Raw genomic sequence first — 23,198 nt, 5'->3', positions numbered from 1 at the left:
TGCTGAATTCCATTTGGGAATCCTAAAGAGTGAAAAGAGTGATTCTTGTTATGGTGCAGCCTGCATATGGACAAACTTGAGCTATAAAATTTCGGGAGGTTGTGTATGGAGCTAAAACCCATTTATCCATTCGAGCCTATTAGTACGTCTATTCCGCCTAAGGGAGCTAACTGGGTGGCGCAAATCAAATGGGACGGAGTCCGAGTATTGCTTTATTTTGACGGCAACGAAACCAAACTGTTCAACCGGAGAATGAATGAACGGACGCTGCAGTATCCCGAGCTTCTTAACACAAGCGAATTCTGCAAAGCCGATTCTGTTATTCTTGATGGCGAAATTATTGCGTTCGATCAGAATAAGCCGTCATTTTATGAAGTTATGAAGAGGGACAGCTTAAAGCAATCTCAAAAAATTAAGCAATCATCAGAGCGAACCCCAGTTACCTATATGATCTTTGACGTATTATTTTATAACGGGGATTGGGTAACGGATAAGCCATTAGAGTATCGGCTGGCATTGCTTGAGAAAATATTGATTCCGCAAAACAACCTTCAAATCATACAAAATTTTGATGATGGAATAGCCTTATTCGATCTGATGAAACAATATCAAATGGAAGGTGTCATTTTTAAGGACCTTCACAGTACTTATCGCATCAATGGAAAAGACGGGCGTTGGCGAAAACAGAAGGTCATGAAGGACCTATTCGCCGTTGTAGGCGGGGTCACTTTTAGACATAACATAGTAAACGCACTATTGCTTGGTATTTATACGAATGACGGTGAAATGATATACATCGGCCATGCTGGCACCGGTAAATTAACCCAGAGGGATTGGGCAGCAATAACGGAAGACATAAAGGAAAAGCAAGCAACCCATAGGCCATTCATTAATGAACCAGAACGGTCCAAAGATGCTGTCTGGGTAACGCCTGCGCTTACAGTCAAAGTCGAATATCTCGAGTTTACCCCTGGAGGGACCATGCGTCACCCAAGCATTCAAGCTATTGTTAATATGGATAGTAGCGAATGCACGGTTGACCAGTTAAAGGGAGAGTAGTGTGCATAAACTCTGAATAGTACGCCAGCGATGCTATGTATGTCAGCAGAAAATAAAGGATAAGACTGGATGTCTTTATTCCACGCGGCTTTTCGAATTGTCATACCGTCAGACTCCATAGATTAAGTTTTAGACTGACCCTAGAAATTAAAACAGCGACAGCCAAGGACGAGAAAATAAAGTCCTAGACTGTCGCTGTTTCATAGAACTAACGTTACCCGTTAGTTGAACAACTACTACTACTTTCTAAGTGCAATCTCCCCCTTTGTTCGCCCGTTTTCAATATGCCTGTGAGACACTACGATCTGTTCTAAAGGATAGCATCTCTCAATATCAGATTTTTTTATGATTTGTGTTATGTATCATCCGGAGTGGCATTGTTAACTTTCCCTGAGGATCCAAGGAGGAAAAATTCTGACAAATCTTGCTCAGTACTTGTCGACAATCGCACCTAGCACGGCCGCTTTCACATATCTTTGCCCCTGAAGCGCCTTCAGACTATCAGCCGTTCCCGTCACGACGACGCCTAGTATACGCACGTCACTTGTGTCTGGTTTCTCCTTATCCATACGTAAATAATCGTAAATGCGCTCATACTCCTGATTATATTTTCCATTAGCGCGCAGTCCAATATCCAGATCATCAAGAAAATTTTTTTCCGAGACATCAAAGTAATCCGGTCGAACTCCGAAGCCATATACATATCGCGCTGATTCGGGAAAAGGATTAATAATGGATCCATCAGGCATTTTATCGGCTAGGTATGGTTTCATATCCGAATAAGTATCCACCCAATACCATACTGGATGTACACCCGTCGGTAGCATCGCCTTGATCTGCTTTAAGGTATAATTGGTGTCGAAAGAGATACCCAGCTCGACCAGCCTCTTTCCATCCATATCATTAAGCTGTGGAATCTCGTTGAGATAGCTAGCGTATTTTACAACTGGAAGGTAGAACATCATCTCTCGCTCACCATTGCGGGGATTGTAAGGTCGGTGATAATGAAATCCTTTCTCTTGCATGACACGGTCCGGAAGCGACAGGTCAGAATAGTTGCCGGGGGGGCGTGAAAAAGTTCTCCAGGAGCTAAACTCGTAGGCTTCCGCATCCCAAATGACCGGAACGCCATCTATAAGCTTATAAGTTTGGTATTCGAGCGTGCCACGCAGAAAACCGTAATTAATCTGGGAGCTAGATAAATATAAGTTGGGACCGCTGATCTCCTTAAGCATTTCAATGTCATGCTGCGCATTTTCCGAGCTTCTATACTGCAGCTGTAGATTGGTGAACCACCCTCCCCCAAGAATAAATAGCGTAATTGCCAACGAGATGCCTGCGTTTCTCCAAATTGTTCTGCGCCGAGCCTTCCTGACCAGCGCCGACAGTTTTTCTCCCTCGTCAATTGTCTCGTTATCGTTCATCGTATATTCCTCCATATATTTTCTGAAATTTCTTACGCGCACGATATAAATACGTCTTCACCATCTCCTCGCTGATGCCTACTAAATCGGAGATTTCTCGATAGCTGAAATCCAGCTCGTATTTTAAAATGAGCAACTGCTTATAAATCGGGGTTAGCGCTTCCATCACTCGCTCGATCTCATCTCTCAGTTCCTTTCGCAGCAGAACTTCATCTGGGATTTCGTTGCTTTCCACGGCGTCCTCTTCGATCGACAACTGTATTCGTTTGTGCTTCCGAAGAATGTCGTAATAACGATTGAGCGCGACCCTGTACAACCACGCTGGAAACTTATCTGGCACGATGGAATCAAGATAAAGGAGCGCTTTGTATACCGTGTCCTGAACGATATCCTCGGCGTCAGCCTGGCTCGCTCCCATGCGAATCAAGTACCGCTGTAAATGCTTCATTTTGTCCTGCAGCAGCAGCAACATCCGCTCGTTATTCACTTTCAACCTCCCTTCAACCTATACAACGTACTGGCGGGCGAAATGTATACATGCCCTACAAAAAAAAGCAAATTTAACAGGAAAAACTCCTTTTATTTATAGAAAAACGACCTCATCATAAATGCCCCAGAAGCCAAGGAAGTACATACGCAAATCATTCAGTTTGACGGAAGTGAGCGGAATTTCATCCTTTTTCCCATTTCCATTCGCATCTTCGTCCTTAACGCGCTTCAGATAGGCATACAGTTCTTCTGTCGTTTTAGGCTCTGATGCCCCAAGCGATTTCAGGAATTTACCGTTGTACCACATCGGACCGCGGTACCAAACCGCTGCTAGGTCGACCGTAGGCAGCGCATAAATATGACCGTCTGGCGTTGTGAATGACTTGCGTATTTCGGGATGGTCATCAAAGATTTTTTTGATATTAGGCGCATAGCCCTCATCAATATATTTTTCTAGAGGGACAAGAACGCCTTGCGAGCCGTAAGTTACTTGCTCTGCTGGTTTAAGATCTGCTGCATAGAACATATCCGGCAAATCGCCGCTTGCAAATACAAGGTTCTTCTTGGTGGCAACGCTGTCAAGCGGGGCGTTCTGGAATTCAAGCTTAATGCCTGTCAATTTCTCCATCTCTTGTAGAACAGGCATCTTATTCCAATCCGCAACACCGACATCCTGAGACATCATCTTGAGCGTAATCGGTTCGATTACGACAGGAAATCCGTCTTTGCTCACACCTTCGGCTTCATTGGACGGTGTGTTTCCTGTGCCAGCGTTGTTTCCGTTTGTTTTCCCCTCATCATTCGCGGAACCGCAGGCTGTTAGTACGGAGATAAGCAGCGTGAGGCTAAGCAATGCCGAAGATGCTTTCTGTAGCTTTTTCAACCAAAAACCCTCTCCCTTTTTCCATATCATTTATGAGCAAGATCAGCCCTTTACGGAGCCAATCATGACACCTTGCACAAAGTAACGCTGAAGGAACGGATAAATCGCGATAATCGGCGCTGTCGCAACGATAATAACGGTGTATTTGACCAGCGAAGCGATCTCTGCTTTGTTGTTCAGAGTAGACGCGCTCGCCGCATCCAGTGCGCCTCCGCCTTGAGCCGACATCTCCTGCAGAACTAGAATCTGGCGCAGGACAAGCTGCAGAGGGTATTTCGCAGCATCGTTCAAATAGATAAGCGCTGAGAAGTAGCTGTTCCAGTTGCCTACGCCGTAGAACAAAGCCATAACAGCAATGATCGACATCGACAGCGGCAAAATGATCTTCATGAACAGCCTCAGGTTCGTGCAGCCGTCAATCTGTGCAGCCTCTTGCAGCTCTTTCGGAATCGAGGATTGAAAAAACGTACGGGCTACGATAATGTTCCAGATCGATGCGGCTGAAGGGATGACAATCGCCCACATCGTATTGACCATTCCGAGCTCCTTGACGAGCAAATAGGTTGGCACAAGACCGCCGCCGAAGAACATCGTAACCATGAACATGCCCATAAAAATGTTTCGTCCCATAAAATCCATGCGGCTTAGCGCATAAGCCACTGGCAGCGTTACCAATAAGTTGATCGTCGTGCCTACCACCGTATACAGGATGGTGTTGCCGTATCCGGTCCATATACTCGAGTTCTGGAACACTCGCTGGTAGCCTTCGAATGTTATGCCTTTGGGCCACAGCCACATCTCACCTGAACCGACTAACTTCGGATCGCTTATCGAAGCGCTGATCATATAAATGACAGGATAAGCTACGACAATAAAAGCCAAGAACACATAGATATAGTTGCAAATCAGAAATACTTTATCCCGTCCGCTCTCTTTAACGGCGCTAGTCATCGGTCGCACCCCCTTCTTTTACCACAAGCTGTTTTCATTGGTACGTCTTACAATCTGATTCACCACAACTAACACAAACGCGTTAATTAAGGAATTGAACAAGCCGATAGCGGTGGAGAAGCTGTACTGGGCATCTACAAGTCCTGAACGATACACGAATGTAGAAATAACATCAGATGCTCCCATATTCAGCGAGTTTTGCAGCAATAAAATTTTCTCAAACCCTACCCCTAGCAGACTTCCCATATTTAGAATTAAAAGTATAGTCATTGTCGGGACAATCGTCGGAATGTTAATATGGCGTACGCGTTGGAAGCGTGAAGCGCCGTCAATAATCGCGGCCTCATGCAGCCCAGGATCTACTCCTGAAAGTGCAGCTAAATAAATGATGGTACCCCAACCAGCGCTTTGCCATACACCTGAGAGCACATACATCGTCTTGAACCATCTAGGATCAGTCAGAAAATCAGGTGCGTCAAACCCAAGCCATTCAAGCATGTGCGTGACAATTCCGGACGATGGCGATAGGAATGTAATAATCATCCCCGCCATGACGACGACTGAAATGAAATGCGGCGCATAAGTGACCGTCTGAGCCATCTTCTTAAAGAACCCGCCCCTAATCTCATTGAAGGCCAGCGCCAGAATAATCGGAATCGGGAACCCTACAGACAATTCATAAAGGCTAATGCTCAAAGTATTCCATATCAAGTCCCAAAAGTAATAAGAATCAAAAAATCGGACAAAATGATCAAAACCTACCCAAGGGCTTCCTAAAATCCCTTTTGTCGGTATAAAGTTTTTGAATGCAATTTGTATGCCGTACATCGGAAGATAAGAGAATATTAGAAAGTAGAAAAAGGCGGGGGCAATGAATAGATACAGCTCCCAGTTTTGAAGCAGTCTTTTTCCCATTCTGCTCTTCATCTTGCCCGGCTCCTTCAGCATGCTGCCCGCTGCAATACGTTTAACCTCCTGCACGGAATCACTCCTTCCTGGTTACTAACACAACGATAGCCGACAAAAGGAAACCCCGTAAATATGTCGTTTTCAACATCGCATGAAAGCGCATACTCTAATGGGGAAAAGCGAGATAAAGCTTCCGTTTTGCTTCATATGACTTTAACGCAAAAAAAAAAAGAGTATCCGTATTTACATACAGTTACTCTCTACTTTTAAGTGTGCTCCAAATGCTTTAAGGTTTGAACAAAAATCTCTTTCACATGGTCATCATCAATGGAATAATAAACCGTCTTGCCTTCCTTGCGTCGCTTAACGATTCTCACATTGCGCAAATAACGAAGCTGATGAGATACGGCGGACTGCGCCATGCTTAGTACGACACATAGATCATGAACGCATAATTCGTTATTGAGCAAAGCATGTATCATTTTTACCCTTGTAGGATCACCTAGCGCTTTAAACAATTCAGCCAAATCAACCGCCGTTTGCTCCTGCAGCTTCGCTTGATTCAACACATTTAGATTCATTTCGGTGCCTAAGCACGTATCGTCGCATTGTTCCTCCACTACTCGATCCATCTCACTTGCCACCGCCCTTTATGTTCGTACTATCCATTATATCAAAAAGATTACGTTTAAGGCAGTCAATTCAAGCGATCCAAACGCATATTGTAATTGCTGTTCCACTATTTTCAACCAATTGTCATATGAGCATACATTCACTTGTTAATAGCTGTGATATGATTCACTTAAACTAACTATCGTTAAGGAATTTGGAGCTGGTACATTTGTATATTTATTTTTTTGAGACGCTGCTTTATTTGTCATTTGCCTTTACTGGCGGATATCTATTGCTTCAATTCATTCCCGATCGTTCAAAACCAGACATGACAAATCCATTTGGCCTATTTCAATATGCCATTCTGGGCATTCCGTTATTCTCGTTTATGTCTATCATACGGACAACCATTGTCCTCAGCGATTTTGCCGAAAATCTGTCCTTTGTACAAATTTTGCTCATCGTATTAAAGGATTACAACTACGGGAACGCATGGGTCTGGAACCTAATCATCTGTACGGTTATGTATATGATCACTGTTTTAAGCGGTTTCCAGCAAAAGTGGACCAAATGGCTGCTTGCCTCGTTATGGATTTGCAGCATTATCGCGCATGGCTGGGCAAGCCATCCAACGAGCTTCTCTGCCGTATGGGGCTTGCTCTCCCAAACGCTGCATGTCGCAGCCGTATCCATTTGGCTCGGAACACTCCTCTTGGTTGCATGGTTCGCAAGGGGCGAACTGAAATGGAATGCTTTTATCCGCTGGTTTACGCCGCTATCGATTGTAAGCATGGGGCTTATCATTGCCGCTGGATTAGTGATGATGTCGCTCATCGTTGAAGGATATATTAATTCATGGGGCATTAATTACGGTGAAGCACTCCTGCTCAAGCATCTCGTATTTCTGCCGCTTCTCCTTCTTGGTTTTATGAATGGTTTTCTATCGAAGCTAACGAATAATGGGACAGATACGCGCAGGCTGCTCTGGTGGCTTCGCCTTGAAACGTTCATTGCCCTTGCGGTTCTTATCATAACAGCTTTTATGGGTGTACAGGAGCCTCCACATGAAGACGAGTTTGAGCTGCCCTCTCCTTCTCCGTTATTTAAATGGCTGCATGGCAATGTGCAGAGCTTAGATCTCCAATGGAGCTGGGGCTTTGCCGAGCTTGCGATGATCGCACTCGGGCTCATATCTCTGGTTATGCTGATTCCATTGTATAAAAAAGATAAACGCGGCCTATTTGTCAGCTTGGCGATTATCGGCATCCTGCTTCCGTTCCTCGGTATACTCTTGTCTGTTAAGTAAAAGGCACGTGAGATCATATAATGTGAATAGAATACCATCGGACTGTTACTCAGAAATGGATCGATGGTTTTTTTATGTTTTTATTACACATTTGGGGAGAATAAGTTTGACATAAATGTTGGATTCACATATTATATGAGCAAGTATTCATATATTGATTTTGAAAGAAGGCTAGCTTATGAATGAATATCGAATAAAAGGACTTTCTTGCGGCGGCTGTGCCCTTCGCATGGAAGAAGAAATTAAACAATTGGAGCATGGCGAGGGTGCAAAGCTAAGCTATAACTCGGCAAAATTAACAGTAAATCCGAAAATTTCAATGGCTGAAGTCAAGAAGATTTTAAAATCGGACAATGCCTATATCGAAACGTGCGCTGAATCGAATACCGGAGACGGCCACATCCATCACGCTCATGGTGGGCATGATCATGATGGACACAGTCATGATGGGCATGGGGGTCATAGCCATGCTGATGGCAATGGGAAAATGCTTAAATTGCTTATCGCATCCGGCGTTATTTATGCCGCGGCATTGCTGCTTGACGGAGTGCTCGACAAACAAGCGGTCATTCTTCTATATGTGATCGCCACGATCATTAGCGGCTACACGACCTTTTTCCGAGGACTCAAAAACCTACTTAAATTAAAATTTAATATCGATACCTTAATGACCATTGCGTTAGTGGGTGCCGTTGCCATTGGCGAATGGAAGGAAGCTACGCTCGTTGCGATTCTGTTCGGCCTTAATGAGCTGCTCGAAGGATATGGGATGGAGAAGGCGCGGCGTTCCATGGAAGCTTTGCTCCAAGTGGCCCCAAAGGAAGCCTTAAAGGTGGAGAACGGCCAGGAGCTCATCGTTCCGATCGCCTCCCTTCAAGTCGGTGATTTTGTGAAAATAAAGCCTGGCGAGAAAATCCCTTCGGACGGTATGGTTTCAGAGGGAAAAAGCTCGGTGAATGAGGCTGCCATTACGGGCGAGTCGCTTCCAGTCGAGAAGGAGCCCGGAGAGCTCGTTTATGGCGGGAGCATCAACAATGAAGGGCTTCTGCTTGTCCGTATCGATAAAGCATACAAGGATTCCTCCTTGGCCAAAATACTCCATCTCATTCAGGAAGCGCAAGAGACCAAAACACCAACCGAGCTGTTTATCAATAAATTCGCCAAATATTATACGCCGCTTATTATGATTGTTGCAGCTCTTGTTATGCTTGTACCTCCCCTCCTCTTTCAAGGCGATTGGATGTCATGGCTGTATCAAGGCTTATCCGTATTAATTGTTGGCTGCCCTTGCGCGCTCATCCTTTCCTCTCCTATTGCGATTGTTTTGGGTATTACGAGAAACGCGCGGAACGGCGTGCTGGTTAAAGGCGGCGTGTTTCTAGAGCAGCTTGGCAAGATCGATACGCTTGCTTTTGACAAGACAGGGACATTAACGAAGGGCGAGCCGCATGTAGCACAGCTGGTGTCCTATGATGAAGAACGGTTTTTCCAGGTTGCCGGTGCTATCGAGAAGTCGTCTTCCCACCCGCTGGCGAAAGCGATCATGAAAGAAATAGGCAGCAGAAGCATCTCCGTGCCTGAGCCGGATGAGATTCAGACGATTACAGGTAGAGGAATTAAAGCGAAAGTTAACGGTCAGGCGTATTGGCTTGGAAATGAAAAAAGCATCTCGCACATTGCAATACCCGATGCTATTCAAATCCGAATTGAACAATTAAAGGACGATGGCCTTACCCTCGTACTCGTCGCAGATGAGCAGCACGTGCTTGGGATGTTCGGCATTGCAGACGAAATCCGTGAAGAAAGCCGTTCGGTTATCTCTGCCTTGCACAAGCTGGGAATTACACGAACCATCATGCTGACTGGCGACCATCAGAAGACTGCAGAGAAAGTAGCCACGGCAGTAGGCGTATCCGAGTTTTACGGAAATCTGCTTCCCGAGGGCAAAGTGCAGCGGATTAAAGAACTCTCTGCCAACCATACGATAGCTATGATTGGCGACGGTATTAATGACGCTCCCGCTCTCGCATCCGCGCAGCTCGGCATTGCGATGGGCAAAGGAACGGACAGCGCCATCGAGACAGCGGACATCGTCCTGATGCAGGACCATTTGGGCAAGCTTCCAGAGGCGGTTTCAATTGCGAAGAAAGTAAACCGTGTCATAAGGTTCAACATCATTGTCTCGCTTGGACTGAAAGTAATCGCGCTCCTGCTGACCATCCCCGGATGGCTCACCTTATGGATCGCCATTCTTTCCGATATGGGAGCAACGATATTCGTTACGCTGGTGAGCTTGACCATTTTAATTGAAGGCAAGAAACGTCTTGGTTAAGTGAGCTATAAGAGCATATGCGTGCTTAGTGCCTTAATTCGTCGTCACTCATACGCCAAATCTGAGCTATAAGCGCATATGTGCGCTTATAGCTCACCAACACACATGATTTGTGGGCTATAAGAGCATATGCGTGCTTAATGCCTTAATTCGTCGTCGATCATACGTCAAATCTGAGCAATAAGCGCATATTTGCGCTTATCGCTCACCAAAACACACAATTTGTCTGCTGTAAGAGCATATGCGTGCTTAATGCCTTAATTCGTCGTCGATCATACGTCAAATCTGAGCGATAAGCGCATATTTGCGCTTATCGCTCACCAACACACATGATTTATGAGCTGTAAGAGCATATGCGTGTTTGATGCCTTAATTCGTCGTCGCTCATACGCCAAATCTGAGCCATAAGCGCATATGCGCTCATTAAATTACCTATAATATGGCAAATAAAGCAACTATTGACTAAAATAAAAAATGACGGTAAAGGAATATCCCTTGCACCGCCATCTTTGCATGTTTTTAATCACTTTTGTTCAAAGCGAGTTATCCTCCTGCGTGCATACTCCCTTTGTAACAGCCCATTTGCTTGATTATTTAGTTTCCTTTGGTTGCTCCGGCTCCGGCACCTGCTGCTTTTCATCCTGGTCTATTAATCCTTTTGCCCCTCTTCTGAACTCTGACAACGTCGTTCCAATCGCCCGCCCCAGCTGCGGCAGCTTGGATGGCCCGAACAGTAGCAAGCCTAAAATAACAAGCAATACAATTCCCGCAAAGCCTATATTCATCGGCATTTTAATTTCCCCATTTCTATTTGGTTCTAAAAGTTAACCAATAGAGCCGTTACATACATCAGCAAGATTCCTAGCGTTAGGCTTGAGAAGTTAAGCCACGAGACGGTAGGTGCGCCTGCAGCCTTCGCATCTCTTATAATCATTTTGAAGATGACATAAATGACTTGAATGATAGCACCTGCGCCAATCCCGAAGAACAATGCCGCTAACGTCTGATTAAAGACAAATCCGCCGACCCAAGTTCCGATAATAGCCGGTCCACCGCCCAAGACAGCTAAGGCCAAGAAAGTTTTTAGCGTCGGCTTCGCTTGCAAGAGAGGCGCTGCGATGCCGATCCCTTCCGTAATGTTATGCAGCGTAAATCCGATAATAAGAAATGATCCGAGCGCAGCCTCGCCGGCAGCAAAGGCAGCGCCAATTGCGAGACCTTCACCGAGATTATGAAGACCTATCCCGCCAGCTATTTTGAAAGATACCTGCTTGCCCGCATCATGATGGTTTAACGACTTCTTCGAATTCGTCTGATCAACGGCAATCAAGAACAAGAAGCTGAGCGCCGCTCCGAACCAGACCAAGCCTGTTCCTTGGAATACGCCAGGAGCTTCTGCACCAAGCTCAATCCCTTCTTGAATCGTATCAATCGCAAGGAAAAATAATAAACCAACCGTGAATGCCATAACCGCTTGAATGCCTTTGGATGAGAATCGGCGCATAAAGGGATACCATAATAGCCCGAGTCCCACCGGTATAACACCAACATAAAAGCCAATAAGCGAATATTGCAGGAACCTGTTGGTATCAGCAGCCGGCGTTTTTATTGCAGCAGCTACTTCCCCTACAAAGATTAAACCGTTGGAGGTAATTAGCTTAATTTCATGAGGATCTCCCTCCACCCACGGATATGGAATTGAGATCGTTGCGCTGCCGAACCTCTCTAGCGTTGGGCTTGGTAAATAAGTCGCATTCCAGAAGGAGCCATCCACCACCACTTGAGCAACGGTCAGCTCCTTAGGTCCAGAATTGAGAATACTCACCTCGAAGCCATTATCGGTCAAAATAATGCGTTCAATATTCAGCACTTCTATTGGAGCTGCCTGCTGCTCCTTCACGCCTGTTCCCCATGTCGCAATAATGGAGATCATGCCTGCCAGCAGCAGCAAAGGCAGTACGCCAAGCAGCCAAGCTGCTTTTTTATTAGACTTTTTAATTACTCTCTCGGCCTGCACATCATACACCCCCTCTTGTTATACGACTTCAAAAAACCCCATCCAGCCGAGCTCTGTGAACTCGCTCTGATGAGCATGGAACATATATTTTCCTGGAGAAGGGAACGTCACTTCAATGATGCCTCTCTCCCCTTGGCAAAGCATAATCGTATCCGTATAGTAAGGCCTCGCATCCGGATCAGCTCCAGTCGCATAATAATGAAAGAAATTAGCATGCAAATGAAAGGAATTAATCGGATCAAATTCAGTTAGGTTGCTGATATAAATTCGTACCAGCTCTCCCGCTTTCACTTGAATAGGTCTGGATTGGTAAGCAAATGCGTAGCCATTTACCGTATATACCTCGTTCTCGCCATCTAAATCCAAGTCAAAGCCATTCATCACCATGCTTAACTCTTTTGCCGGCTTCCTTGGCTTCTTAGGATCAATTATGAATTGACCATACAGACCTTTGTGAATATGTCTGGCCAGCGGTGGAACATGGCAGTGATACGGCTGCAGCCCTGCTGGCTTCGCTTCAAATTCATACACAAACTCGCTTCCTGACGGAACAGGCTCCATGCCGTCCATATGGGTTGGATGAATACCATGCAAATGAATAGAATGCGGGTGCGCTGAGCCGTTCCCGAACTTGATCCTGATGATATCGCCCTCCGTACAACGCAAGGTTGGTCCCGGAATCGTACCGTTAAAGGTCCACCCTGGAAACTTGAGACCCTTCGCTACTTCCACTTCGGCATCCCATGCTTGAATATCATATTCCCGAATCGTTCTGCCATCTGGCGAGGCACTGACAACACCATAGTTGAATGCCGTCAATGCTTTTACTGCTGCTTCCAATCCCGGAGTAGAATCCGTTCCCGGGTCGTAACCATGCGCCATCCCGTGCTTCATTTGATCTTTGAGCGTGTGGTGCATTTCATCCTTTCCCATCGCACTGGCAGACTTGCCGAATAATGCACTTGTATTTAGAAAACTGCTTCCAAGCACGCCTAATAGGCCGGCAGCTCCGACTTTAAGAATGCTTCTTCTTGAAATTTTTCGATTTGGGTCAAGTGCCATTACGTTCACCTCCGTGTTTATCTATGGAAATTATTTTGCCTCTATGCAAAAAAATTAATAAAAAAATTTTATTTTACTCGGGGACAAAAAGTTTGCCTGAGGAAACTTTTTATATGTGTAAAATATATGATAGCCTAGGCGCTTTGTAAAGTGTTTTTTTGATCGCTTGTTCTGCCTCGTTTTTATGAAGAAAAAGTTAATTTACATGGATTTTAGCGGGCTCCACGATCATGACATGGCATGTGATTGAGCTTCCGCATTCATCATTTGAAATCATAAAAGACCGCCAAGCAGCTTGGCGGTCTTGTCATACATTAGTTGATAAATTGCAGTGATTGCAGCATACGCTTCAGCGTTACGGCAGCTTGCGCACGCGTCGCAGGCTCGCCCGGCGCAAATGTCTTGTCGGACATTCCTTGAATGAGACCTGCTGTCAGCGCTTGCGAAATGGCATCTCTTGACCAGTCGGCAATATCCGAAAGGTCAGCGAACCGATTTAATAAAGCCGGGTCACCCTGTAGCTCCTTGCCGCCCGCTTTTATCGCCCGAATCATCATCGCCACCATTTGCTCGCGAGTAATGTTGGCGTTTGGTCTAAAGGAACCGTCCTCATAACCGTTGATCAATCCGGCTTTAAACGCCGTGCTTACGGCTCCGGCAAACCAATCGCTTGGCTTCACGTCATTGAATCCATCCGCCTTCACTTCAGTTAATCCAAGCGAACGAACCAACATGGCCGCAAACTCGGCACGTGTAATTTGGGCATCCGGTACAAATTGCTCATCGGTTTTACCGTTTAAAATCCATTTATTCGCCAGCAGCTCTACATCCGCTTTTGCCCAATGCCCTTGCAAATCGGCAAACGATTTTTCGGATTGGATGACGGTGTATATGCTGTTATGCGGCGAACGAATCGTAATCTCGGAGGATCCGTCCTTCGTTGTAATAATGGCAGGAACGAAGTGGAGTTGATTGTTCGCATCCACCCATACGGCTGTTGCTTTGCTAGAGTCAATCGTTAATGCACCCAAGCTAATAGTACGATTGACATAAACGCTGCCGAAGTCAGTCCTTTCTTTGCCGTTGACCGTGACCACAAATTCGATCGGATTCAAAATCACTGGCTTCGCGTTTAAGCTATTGACCGCAGCGTTGATATCGTCTCCGGCTTTACCGGTTACTTTAGAAATTATAACGCTTACGGTTGAATCCTTAGGCAGCTCTTTAAACAAGCTTATTGGCAGCTCGTAGCTTGCGCCATTCGCTTTAATCTGGATAACCACATTGCCTTGCTTACTGATCGCATTCTGAATGGCATTGCCAGGCAGCTCTACATGAACGATAGAATCGCTGCCCTTCACTTCGATCAACACAACCGGAGCCGCCAATGCTTTCTCCAGCTTCTCTGCGTCTACAGCAACCTTCGTCACCGAGCTTCCGTCAGCCGTTGTTTCTTTCGTTACTTTTGCATCCTTTTCAACATCGATAATGCCCGTATTGCCAGCTGGTGGAGCGGTTGGCGTTGGTGTCGGGCTGCCAGGATTTGTTTCTGGCCCTGTAGAACCGTTAGACTTCGTAACGGTTATCACGGCTTCTGCCTTGATGGCTGTACCTTCTACCGTTGCCGTAATTGTTGCAGAGCCTTCCTTTATACCTGCAACGAGACCTGTTTGGTCAACGGTTGCAACAGCATCATCGCTTGAATGCCATACGAGCGTTTTGTTTGCAGCATTACTGGGTAATACTGTCGCTTCAAGCTTCTCAGATGAGCCCTTGTTGATCGAAAGACTGCTCTTGTTCAGCGATACCGATTCCGCAAAAACCGGTACCAACAGCGTTGGTGCCGAAATCATAAACTTGCGGGAATACGTGTCTGTTCCCTTTGACCTTACCGTAATATTGGACAAATCAGTCACATCACTAGGCAAAATAAAGCTTGTCTCGCCTGCCGCTAAGTCAGCCAGCACCGCTTCGCCGTTGTAAACCGTGTAGCCCTCGCTTGAAGCATTGGATTCCCATTTCACCGTTTTAGCTGAGCCGCTAATGTCTAACCTAAGATTTTGCGGAGGCGTTGGCGCATTAAATACCTGCACTTGTGTAAGCCGCGGCGGCCCCGTAAGATCCGTATCTGCATTGCCTCCCGATGCGTTCTCTACCGTTACTTTGATATATCTGGAATGATAGGTCTTGCCCAGGTTTATCGGGTAGGATTTGTCCTCCGCATCTGTACCTCCGTCATTGTTGCCTGTAGCAAACGTGTATCCGTCGGCTGTCTTTTTATCCACTTGCGTAAATGTCATGGCGTCGAATTCAGCAGCCGTAGTATGGTTGCCCAAATCATCAGAGACATAAACGGTCGCGCCTTTTAACCGGGTCGATTTTGCAAACAGCCTTAGCTGGCTATAATCCATCGCTTGTCCCAGGTCGATTACGAAGCTTCCTTTTCGCTCGCCATCGGTACCGAGCCATGAATAATTTCCAATTTGATCAAGGCTCGTAACGCTGGTGACCGGCCATACCTTCGGGTCCTGCAGCACGCCGCTCGTCAGCTTGTTGGCATTTCCGTATACATTAGCCGTTACCGATTGCTGCTGAACCGGGTTAGCGCCCGCTGTTGGGCCTACGTTATACGCTTTTTTATTAAGCGCAAGGTTCACAGAGGATAGGCCTGATGCTGCCTTGCTTATCGTAATATCCGAAAGCTGAAGCTCCGCATCATATGCAGAGTTTGTGCCATTATTAGAGCTGCGGTAGATGCCCCATTTTGGACGCAAATATTGATCAAAGGTAGCGGGATATTCGGTTTCAAAGCCGCCGCTTCTCTCCGGTCTTCTCCATAAGTCTTTGCCGCCGTCGGTTGCGCCTTTGTCTGCGAATGGTTGAAAAACATCCGGATTGTCAAACGTATATATTTTGCCGGTAACCTTATCCGTAATCTTAACGGTGAACCAGCCGGAGTCCGAAATAAGCGCGTCAAGCTCAACCTTAATCCAGTGTCCGTCGATTTCCTTTAACGGAATTCTTAGCATCGTCTTGTCGCCGTCATAACGGTTATGGTTCACAACAAGCGTCCTGTTGGTCGTTCCGGAGATTGAAATCGCGAGAATATATGCACCGTTTTCACCGCCAGCGTTGCCGCCCGGCAATGTATCCTTCTTATGCGCGTTCGTCGCTTTCAACTGGAAAAGATGTCTGAAGTTCGACTGGTTCCACTGATTTCCATCGGGAATATTCCAGAGCCATTCATAGGAAACCAAGTCGCCCTCATACGCTGTAAAATCGTTGGTTGAATCCTCGCTTGGGCGAATTTCAATTCTCTGCCTGTCCGTAATTGCCGCTCCGCCTACAACGTAACCTTTTTGCGGGTCAAAAACACCTTTATGGGCGTATTCGCCATCGCGAACCTTCTCTTCAAATTCGTTATTCAAGCCTCTGCCGTCAGCCTTGACCTTAAACACATTTTTGTTAAGCGTGCTGTCCCAAACGCTAGTGATATGGTCGTCAGCTGCAGTCGCCATAGGCTGATTGCCGTAATAGTCGTGGTAAGCATCCCTAATCCGTTTGGTCACGCCTTCCACCGGCTCGTCAGTACCCATTGCGCCGCTCAAAATATTATAGGGTGACACGCCTTCAATGGGGTTCAGCTTGATGGTTTTGTGATTCGCGCCATAGCCGCGGGCTGTTACGTCCAGTGCGAATATGGATGGGTCACCGTTGTTAAAATGGATCGCAAACTCATTTGTGCCGAGCGGCAGCTTAGCAAGGTATGGGAGTTCGAATGTAACCGTATTTCCCGATAACGAATAGTCCGTACCCGAAACAAGCGTATTGCCGCCTTTCGTTATGCTAGCAAGAGTCTGTCCGTCAGCAAAATTAATCGTTGTCGTTATTGGTTCAGTCTGATCCCATGTACTGTAAGTAGCTTTGGCAGGTTCCAGTACAGTCGCATTATTGACCGCATCTTTGCCGTAGATAGCCAGGCCCGATAAACCCATCTTCGATGCGTCATCGTTCGCGCGCAAATCGCGCGGGCCAACCAGCACCGTATTGATCATCACATACCGGGCTGTAAACGGATACAAAAATGTCTTCGTATCAAATCCCCACTGTTGTCCGTTGTATGTAACAAATGACCACAAGCCTTCCGTTTCCGTACCTCCGGCCAGCGTCCAGCCATTTCCTTTCCAGTCGTAATTGTACGCCGAATCGGCAACCGTAGGCGCGCTTTCCCATGAACTGATGTTATTGGAGTAATAGACCTCAAATCTAGTCGCATTGCTTTGGATATTTGGGATGGTGTTCGGTAATTCAAGGTACAGCTTATCAACCGTTTTGGGAGCGCCTAAGTCAAGGGTTAAAGCCAGTGATGATGGCGAGTAGTCGTTCATATATACATTTGAGCTTGAATTTCGCCAATATCCGCTGCCGCCAGTCCGCAGAGCGTCTGCTCCCGGATGATTCGGGTCCTCCGAGCTTACTTTAAGATTCACATCTGCCACTGGCGTAAAAAGGGACGGGTCCAGCAGGTTGACAGAACCTGCTGCTGCTGCTGAATGAACTGCCGGATTATCCGCCGCTTCCGTCGATGCCGGAAAAACGCTGATAAGCGAAAGCACAAGCGCAAATGAAAGGACAGAGCTAAATGCCTTTTTTATACCTTTTTGCTTAAACATCATAAAACCTCCTTGGAGTCAGTTAATGATTCATTAAACGCGGGTGGAAAGAGATTAGCAGCTGCATGTTGTGGAAAAAATGGATGGCAAAACGTATTGCGTTATTTGGGATTGAGCATTTTGACGCTTTTTTTGAATTTGAGTGAAAAGGTTCGAGTTAACAGGATAACTTGAAATCGCTTACAAGACTTTCTTTGTGATCATCTCCTTCCCTAGCAATACCTAGCAATAGCAATCTTAAAATACTAGCCTCCTTCCGAATATGGAAAAATTTACGATGAAGGTTGCATTATTTATCATCTGGTAGAAAAGGTTGGTTTCCCTGCTAGCTTTTGCGCTCTCTATTTAAAGAAGAAGAGACCTTTCACAAGTTTAATGAACTCGTGAAAGGTCTCTTCTTATAAATATACGTTTGAATATCTCAAAGTGCCCTACTCATCCAAACCTTTTACAGCAGCTCGTTCTTCCTCTTGCCTAATCGAATCACATGCCAGGAGTGCTTAGCCAGGCGCGCCTCCAACAAGCTATCCTTCACGGTCGATTGCCCGCCGCTATGCGGCTTCACATCCTGCCCCGCAATCGAATTTACCGCTTTTAAATTCTCGTTTTCCAGTACTATTTGCTCGAATACGGCGTATTCTGGAAAGCTTCTAATGTCACATTCTAAGCTTAGCGCCTCCTCCAGACTGCGGTTGATCGCAAACACCGTTAATTCCTCTGCCATAGACAGATGCATGCATATACGGATAATTGATCGTTTGCTTCCATGATCCGCCTCCGTTCACCGTCATAATCGGCGCAATGACGTTGACAAGCTGAGCCAAGCAGGCGATCTTGACCCGATCCGCATGCTTCAATAGTGTAATCAACATACTGCCGACAAGCAGCGCATCCTCAAACGTATAAATATCCTCCGGCTGCGGGGCGCCAATAGACCAAGGCTCAATCTGCTTATCTGCCTCGTTCGAATGAAACCATACATTCCATTCATCAAAGCTCAAATTAAACCGCGGAACATCGCAACTTTGGCGATTGCTTCACCCTTTGCTGGATAAAAAGTACCGAGACGCTCAACTACACCCTTAGAACTCGCGGATGGTAAAATAGCTTCCATCTCAGATAATTGCTTAGGAAACAGCCTTTAATAGGCAATGAATGAGCTGTATCTAGCTGTAAGCAGCTTTTCTGCTTCTTCACGATCCGCTGCTACAGCAATTCGATCCGCCTGCTCTTCCTTGCAAATAAGCTGTATTTTTTCAATAGCACGTTCAACCATTTCTGGTTCACCATCCTGCTCAATAATGAGGATCGCGGCCATATCTAGCGGCAAACCGATTTTCGCGAAATCATCAACAACCCGAATGGTCGGATTATCCAATACTTCTAATCTTGCCGGAATCATTTGATTTTTAATGCATAACCATCACAATCCCGCCTTGCAAGGGTACTGTACCACCGCAAAGATTCGAACCCGAGCCTCTTGTTACAATCGGAATAAGATTGCTGTTAGCTATCTTCATAATTTCTGAAACCTGCTCTGTTGATTCTGGATAAATAACCCCATCAGGCATTGCCTGCAACATCGGCGTTCCATCATAGGAATGTGCGATTAACGCCTCCTGATCTGTCCGAAAAAACTTTTCTCCTACAATCTCTCGCATTTGACTAACTACAGCTTTATTCAACATAATCGATCCCTCCATCGCAAAAGTGAGCAGGTCATCTGATGACTTCGTGTTGATTATAGTGTAATAAAGTTGTACAGTATAGTCTATAGTTGTATCTTCGGGAGGTTAAAAGCTCTATGCAGCCGATAAAGGTAGAAACTGAAAAAGGACATGAGCTTGTGCAAAGAGCCATTCTTTCACAAATTGAGGAAGGTCACTTACAGCCTGGCCAAAAACTACCGTCCGTAGTTGACCTTAGTACCTCCTTTGGAGTAGGTCGCTCCACCATTCGTGAAGCATTGAGCGCATTAAAGGCTACAGGCTGGATAGATGTTAAGCATGGCGGAGGTACCTTTGTATGTAAAGTATTGCCTGCCTCACAAAGCAACTCGCGTGATCCATTCGAGGAATCGGAAAATGTAAAAGAAATACTGGAGGTTCGTATTTGGCTTGAAAGCGGCAGTGCTGCATTCGCTGCCGAGCGTCGAAACGATAAGGATCTCGAGAGGTTAAAGCAAATTATTGAACAAATGGAGCAAGCTTTGGAAATGAACAATACGCAAATGAGTGAACAGGCGGATATCGAATTTCATCTAGCTATAGCGGCTGCCTCACATAATGAACTGCTTAATACATTAATGAGCTCACTTACTTGCAAGCTAACCGAGACAATAGGAAAAACTCGTCAGCTGTGGTTTTTCGAGGACAAGTCCTCTTCCACATTGCTCTTAAAAGAGCATCAATCTATATATGATGCCATATTAGCTCAGGATAGCGAGCTTGCCAGCCAGTTAATTCAAGCTCATTTACATAAAGTCGAAAGTGTACTGAAACGTGGAGCCATTCAAGATTAATTCTGTTCAATATAAAGTCAAATATAGAACTGCAGTTCTATATTTGGCTTTATTTTTGTTAATTCTAAGATGAGTCCGACTGAAACGAGATGATATGATGCTAAAATTGAATACTCACTTAAAAAGTCCAATTATATCCCTGCTGAATAAATATTTCACAGGAGCATCGATGGACTACAAACAAATATTTTCGATGATTATTCCGATCTTCGTTGATTCTGCCTTCATTGTATTAATCAGCATTTTGAATACAGCAATGATCAGCTCCTCAGGCGTTGAAGCAGTTAGTGCAGTGAGCATGGTCGAATCGGTAAACATTTTCATTATTAGCGTGTTTATTGCGATCTCAACAGGTGGAACTGTAATTGTCGCTCAATACACAGGCAGTCGAAACCAAGAGCAGGCATCTCGTGCCGCAACTCAGGCGATCTCATCTGTCGCTACGCTTTCCATCGTAATATGCGCGCTCGTTATCATTTTTCATTCCACTATTATAGACCTTTTATTTGGCAGTGCTGATCCTGATGTTATCTCTAATGCGAAAATATTTCTTATTGGCAGTTGTATCTCCTATCCCTTTTTCGCAATCTATCAAGGTGTTGTCGGAGCCTTGCGAGGTGTGTCTGAAACAAAAGCTTGTCTAGTCTTGTCTGTCATACTAAACTTGTCGTACTTTATCTTGAACCTATTATTCATTACCATTTTGGATATGGGTGTGCTTGGACTAGCTATTTCCTTAATTAGCGCACGTGTACTAGGGGCTGTTGTATCACTGATTTATCTTTTACGTTACAATCACACACTACGCTTTAAGCTTAAAAACGCACTTAAATTGCATGTTCCATTATTGAAAAAAATTATGTTTATTGGTCTTCCTTTTGCAGCGGAGCAATTGTTCTTCAACGGCGGTAAATTGCTTACGCAAACCTATATCGTTCAGCTCGGTACATTGCCAATTACGGTCAATGCAATCAGTAATTCATTATCTATGCTATTCCAAATCGGAGGAACGGCATTAAGTGTAGCGATTGTTACCGTAGTTGGACAATGCATGGGGAGGAGAGATATCGCCGATGCAAGAAAGTTTATTAAATCATTCTTAGCACTTTCAAGTGTCTTCTTCGTGTTGATTACTGCAATCTTATTGCTCATTTTCCCATGGCTAGTTAACCTGTATTCGCCACCTGAATCAATCGTATCAGACGTCTTCCAGCTCATTCTATTAATCGCTATAGCTCAGCCTATCGTTTGGTCATTGAGCTTTATATTGCCTTCTGCTCTACGTGCGGCTGGCGATTCGAAATTCACTTCGATTACTTCGCTGCTCACCATGTGGCTATTCCGAGTCATTCTTGGCTACATATTAGGAATTTCGCTTCAGCTTGGTGTTGTGGGGGTATGGATCGCAATGGTTACGGAATGGGCAATACGAGGCATAATCTTTGGATTACGATTTAAGGGAGAAGCGTGGTATAAGCATAAGATTGTATGAGAGCTGCTCATTTTGAGAGACGCTTAAGATCATATTGATTTGTGCATTAGCATAAATAAAAACATCTTAGAGAATTTTAGGATTCAATCCTACATTCTCTAAGATGTCTTCATTCTACATCTTGAGGTCAAAACGTGGGCATCCGATGTATTTTTGAAAGAGAGTCCTTGCTACGCAAGGACTCAAGCCTCTTATTCCATCATGCCGCCCATTTTTCATTAACATTCGCATGCAATCACCTGTGACCACGTTAAATATCCATACCCATAGCTGAGTCATTTCTTGTTTATACTGAATGTTACTGGATATAGATATTAGCGACCAAATTGGATATCTTCAAAAGGTATGTATTTGTTCGGATTAATTTCTTTATATACCCGAACATATTTTACGTTAATGGTCGGAAAAGGAGCTAAGGCGTAAATCGCTGAGAGTTTCATGTCTTCAATCTCCACTTCATTCATCCCCCAATAGGTTTGGCCCAAGGTCAAATGAGGATGAAAGCGATCCAATTCAAAGTATCGTTCGATTAGTTCAGGTGACGGTGATACAGTACCCACCAGTCGCTTATGTAAATCATATACATCATCCGATTCAACGCTAAGGAATGTAACAGCGTTCCCAAACGTTCCTGGTTCTACGAATGATAACTGAAAGCATTGGATTGAGGCACAGGTTTCCCTTATATTATCAAGCCAGCGCATATCTTCCGTAAGTCCACCTTGCGCCTTGACAGTAATGTGAGGCTCCACAACATCCTTGAGACGATTACTTGTCCAACGATTACGAAACAGCGCAATTTGCTCTTTATATTCGTCTGGTGGGACAATACCAATGAAATATTGCATTTCACACCTCATCTGACATCCTTCCTTTATATAGGATCTCGTTTATCGATTCATAGTTTCCTCTTATTTCTACAAGTCATTACCGCTATCCTGCCAGTTAGTTTGACACACCGTCAGTCTAAAGCTTTATTTTCTCTGTGTTATTTTGCAAGGAATGCTACCTTTTCGTTACCTTAAACAAAAAAAGGACCCCGAAGGGTCCTCTAATCTCAGATAAATCAAGGGTTTTGATGATGCGATTACATCATACCGCCCATTTTTCATTACCTTTCGCACACTTTCATTATTGTTCATTTTTCATGTTTATTAAACATATTAACAAGATAACCCCTAAAGAATTTCGTTAACTTTCATCTTTAACCGATTTTTCTGTGACTTATTCGGTGACTTTTTTCTTCTTGTGACTTTTTTACTGAATATCATCTGTTCAAGGAAAACAAAGTATATCGTTTCCCGTTAGCTCAACGAAGAATGTGTTGCCAGTTTGGAGGCAACACATAGTGAAGTTAGACTGAATAGTAGACACAGATTATACTAGATTCAACAACTTGAACGAGGGAGACTGTGTCTGTGAAGAAGATCGAGCATGATGAAACATACAAGAAGCAAACAGTTCAATA

17 protein-coding genes and 2 pseudogenes are annotated in these 23,198 nt (G+C 45.0%); 5 read left to right on the top strand and 14 right to left on the bottom strand.

The features are described 5' to 3' along the window. The first annotated feature begins 105 nt into the window (after positions 1-105). On the top strand, positions 106-1,059 hold the full coding sequence (locus AC2TDN_RS17650; protein ID WP_484689394.1) for an ATP-dependent DNA ligase: 954 nt from the start codon (positions 106-108) through the stop codon (positions 1,057-1,059). A gap of 428 nt (positions 1,060-1,487) precedes the next feature. Here AC2TDN_RS17650 and AC2TDN_RS17645 read toward each other — a convergent pair whose 3' ends face one another. The 6 genes and pseudogenes from AC2TDN_RS17645 to AC2TDN_RS17620 all read right to left on the bottom strand — a co-directional run bounded on the left by AC2TDN_RS17645 (position 1,488) and on the right by AC2TDN_RS17620 (position 6,347). Then, on the bottom strand, positions 1,488-2,483 hold the full coding sequence (locus AC2TDN_RS17645; protein WP_484689392.1) for an anti sigma factor C-terminal domain-containing protein: 996 nt from the start codon (positions 2,481-2,483) through the stop codon (positions 1,488-1,490). Further along, the gene (locus AC2TDN_RS17640) at positions 2,473-2,970 is read right to left on the bottom strand and encodes an RNA polymerase sigma factor (RefSeq protein WP_484689390.1); all 498 of its coding nucleotides are present in this window, start codon (positions 2,968-2,970) and stop codon (positions 2,473-2,475) included. The genes AC2TDN_RS17645 and AC2TDN_RS17640 overlap by 11 nt, the downstream gene beginning before the upstream one ends. A gap of 102 nt (positions 2,971-3,072) precedes the next feature. Continuing rightward, positions 3,073-3,855 (bottom strand): annotated as a pseudogene (locus AC2TDN_RS17635) (extracellular solute-binding protein); the annotation flags it as partial. A 42-nt stretch (positions 3,856-3,897) separates the two neighbouring features. After that, complete coding sequence (locus tag AC2TDN_RS17630; protein WP_484689388.1) at positions 3,898-4,806, bottom strand: carbohydrate ABC transporter permease; 909 nt, start codon at positions 4,804-4,806, stop codon at positions 3,898-3,900. 18 nt (positions 4,807-4,824) lie between these two features. Next, entirely contained in the window at positions 4,825-5,754 is a 930-nt protein-coding gene (locus tag AC2TDN_RS17625) for an ABC transporter permease (protein WP_484689545.1), read from the bottom strand. 227 nt (positions 5,755-5,981) lie between these two features. Continuing rightward, positions 5,982-6,347, bottom strand: coding sequence for an ArsR/SmtB family transcription factor (locus tag AC2TDN_RS17620; protein WP_482067611.1), 366 nt, complete (start codon positions 6,345-6,347; stop codon positions 5,982-5,984). A 209-nt stretch (positions 6,348-6,556) separates the two neighbouring features. On the opposite strand from AC2TDN_RS17620, the gene AC2TDN_RS17615 reads away from it, so the two are divergent. Both AC2TDN_RS17615 and AC2TDN_RS17610 read left to right on the top strand, forming a co-directional pair. Continuing rightward, positions 6,557-7,633 (top strand): copper resistance D family protein, encoded by a 1,077-nt coding sequence (locus tag AC2TDN_RS17615; RefSeq protein WP_484689386.1) that lies wholly within the window; start codon positions 6,557-6,559, stop codon positions 7,631-7,633. 178 nt (positions 7,634-7,811) lie between these two features. Beyond that, a complete protein-coding gene (locus AC2TDN_RS17610) occupies positions 7,812-9,965 on the top strand; it encodes a heavy metal translocating P-type ATPase (RefSeq protein WP_484689385.1) in 2,154 nt (717 codons plus the stop codon). A gap of 590 nt (positions 9,966-10,555) precedes the next feature. On the opposite strand, the gene AC2TDN_RS17605 is transcribed toward AC2TDN_RS17610, so the two are convergent. The 7 genes and pseudogenes from AC2TDN_RS17605 to AC2TDN_RS17575 all read right to left on the bottom strand — a co-directional run bounded on the left by AC2TDN_RS17605 (position 10,556) and on the right by AC2TDN_RS17575 (position 19,405). After that, a complete protein-coding gene (locus tag AC2TDN_RS17605; RefSeq protein ID WP_484689384.1) occupies positions 10,556-10,756 on the bottom strand; it encodes a twin-arginine translocase TatA/TatE family subunit in 201 nt (66 codons plus the stop codon). 26 nt (positions 10,757-10,782) lie between these two features. Continuing rightward, complete coding sequence (locus AC2TDN_RS17600; protein WP_484689382.1) at positions 10,783-11,982, bottom strand: ZIP family metal transporter; 1,200 nt, start codon at positions 11,980-11,982, stop codon at positions 10,783-10,785. An 18-nt stretch (positions 11,983-12,000) separates the two neighbouring features. Beyond that, positions 12,001-13,044, bottom strand: coding sequence for a multicopper oxidase domain-containing protein (locus tag AC2TDN_RS17595; protein ID WP_484689380.1), 1,044 nt, complete (start codon positions 13,042-13,044; stop codon positions 12,001-12,003). Between the two features lie 314 nt (positions 13,045-13,358). Further along, the gene (locus AC2TDN_RS17590; protein ID WP_484689379.1) at positions 13,359-17,717 is read right to left on the bottom strand and encodes an S-layer homology domain-containing protein; all 4,359 of its coding nucleotides are present in this window, start codon (positions 17,715-17,717) and stop codon (positions 13,359-13,361) included. Between the two features lie 448 nt (positions 17,718-18,165). Next, a pseudogene (locus AC2TDN_RS17585) lies at positions 18,166-18,721 on the bottom strand (alpha-L-arabinofuranosidase C-terminal domain-containing protein); the annotation flags it as partial. 137 nt (positions 18,722-18,858) lie between these two features. After that, entirely contained in the window at positions 18,859-19,119 is a 261-nt protein-coding gene (locus AC2TDN_RS17580) for an FAD-linked oxidase C-terminal domain-containing protein (protein ID WP_484689377.1), read from the bottom strand. Between the two features lie 7 nt (positions 19,120-19,126). Beyond that, entirely contained in the window at positions 19,127-19,405 is a 279-nt protein-coding gene (locus AC2TDN_RS17575; protein WP_484689376.1) for an FAD-binding oxidoreductase, read from the bottom strand. Between the two features lie 116 nt (positions 19,406-19,521). On the opposite strand from AC2TDN_RS17575, the gene AC2TDN_RS17570 reads away from it, so the two are divergent. After that, positions 19,522-20,238, top strand: a complete 717-nt coding sequence (locus tag AC2TDN_RS17570; protein ID WP_484689375.1) for a FadR/GntR family transcriptional regulator — start codon at positions 19,522-19,524, stop codon at positions 20,236-20,238. A 94-nt stretch (positions 20,239-20,332) separates the two neighbouring features. Next, positions 20,333-21,730, top strand: coding sequence for an MATE family efflux transporter (locus AC2TDN_RS17565; RefSeq protein ID WP_484689373.1), 1,398 nt, complete (start codon positions 20,333-20,335; stop codon positions 21,728-21,730). A gap of 314 nt (positions 21,731-22,044) precedes the next feature. Here AC2TDN_RS17565 and AC2TDN_RS17560 read toward each other — a convergent pair whose 3' ends face one another. Continuing rightward, positions 22,045-22,578, bottom strand: a complete 534-nt coding sequence (locus tag AC2TDN_RS17560) for a 2'-5' RNA ligase family protein (RefSeq protein ID WP_482067621.1) — start codon at positions 22,576-22,578, stop codon at positions 22,045-22,047. Positions 22,579-23,198 lie beyond the last annotated feature (620 nt).

The organism is Paenibacillus sp. Y660 (genome assembly GCF_057221575.1).
This window is presented reverse-complemented; position numbering and strand designations above follow the sequence as displayed.

Excerpts from the sequence above, each read along its gene's own strand:
- AC2TDN_RS17650 (WP_484689394.1), top strand. The coding sequence starts at position 106 with ATGGAGCTAAAACCCATTTATCCATTCGAGCCTATTAGTACGTCTATT.
- AC2TDN_RS17610 (WP_484689385.1), top strand. The coding sequence starts at position 7,812 with ATGAATGAATATCGAATAAAAGGACTTTCTTGCGGCGGCTGTGCCCTT.
- AC2TDN_RS17620 (WP_482067611.1), bottom strand. The coding sequence starts at position 6,347 with ATGGATCGAGTAGTGGAGGAACAATGCGACGATACGTGCTTAGGCACC.
- AC2TDN_RS17570 (WP_484689375.1), top strand. The coding sequence starts at position 19,522 with ATGCAGCCGATAAAGGTAGAAACTGAAAAAGGACATGAGCTTGTGCAA.
- AC2TDN_RS17560 (WP_482067621.1), bottom strand. The coding sequence starts at position 22,578 with ATGCAATATTTCATTGGTATTGTCCCACCAGACGAATATAAAGAGCAA.
- AC2TDN_RS17645 (WP_484689392.1), bottom strand. The coding sequence starts at position 2,483 with ATGAACGATAACGAGACAATTGACGAGGGAGAAAAACTGTCGGCGCTG.
- AC2TDN_RS17575 (WP_484689376.1), bottom strand. The coding sequence starts at position 19,405 with ATGTTGAATAAAGCTGTAGTTAGTCAAATGCGAGAGATTGTAGGAGAA.
- AC2TDN_RS17630 (WP_484689388.1), bottom strand. The coding sequence starts at position 4,806 with ATGACTAGCGCCGTTAAAGAGAGCGGACGGGATAAAGTATTTCTGATT.
- AC2TDN_RS17605 (WP_484689384.1), bottom strand. The coding sequence starts at position 10,756 with ATGCCGATGAATATAGGCTTTGCGGGAATTGTATTGCTTGTTATTTTA.
- AC2TDN_RS17565 (WP_484689373.1), top strand. The coding sequence starts at position 20,333 with ATGATGCTAAAATTGAATACTCACTTAAAAAGTCCAATTATATCCCTG.
- AC2TDN_RS17625 (WP_484689545.1), bottom strand. The coding sequence starts at position 5,754 with ATGCTGAAGGAGCCGGGCAAGATGAAGAGCAGAATGGGAAAAAGACTG.
- AC2TDN_RS17590 (WP_484689379.1), bottom strand. The coding sequence starts at position 17,717 with ATGTTTAAGCAAAAAGGTATAAAAAAGGCATTTAGCTCTGTCCTTTCA.
- AC2TDN_RS17595 (WP_484689380.1), bottom strand. The coding sequence starts at position 13,044 with ATGGCACTTGACCCAAATCGAAAAATTTCAAGAAGAAGCATTCTTAAA.
- AC2TDN_RS17580 (WP_484689377.1), bottom strand. The coding sequence starts at position 19,119 with ATGATTCCGGCAAGATTAGAAGTATTGGATAATCCGACCATTCGGGTT.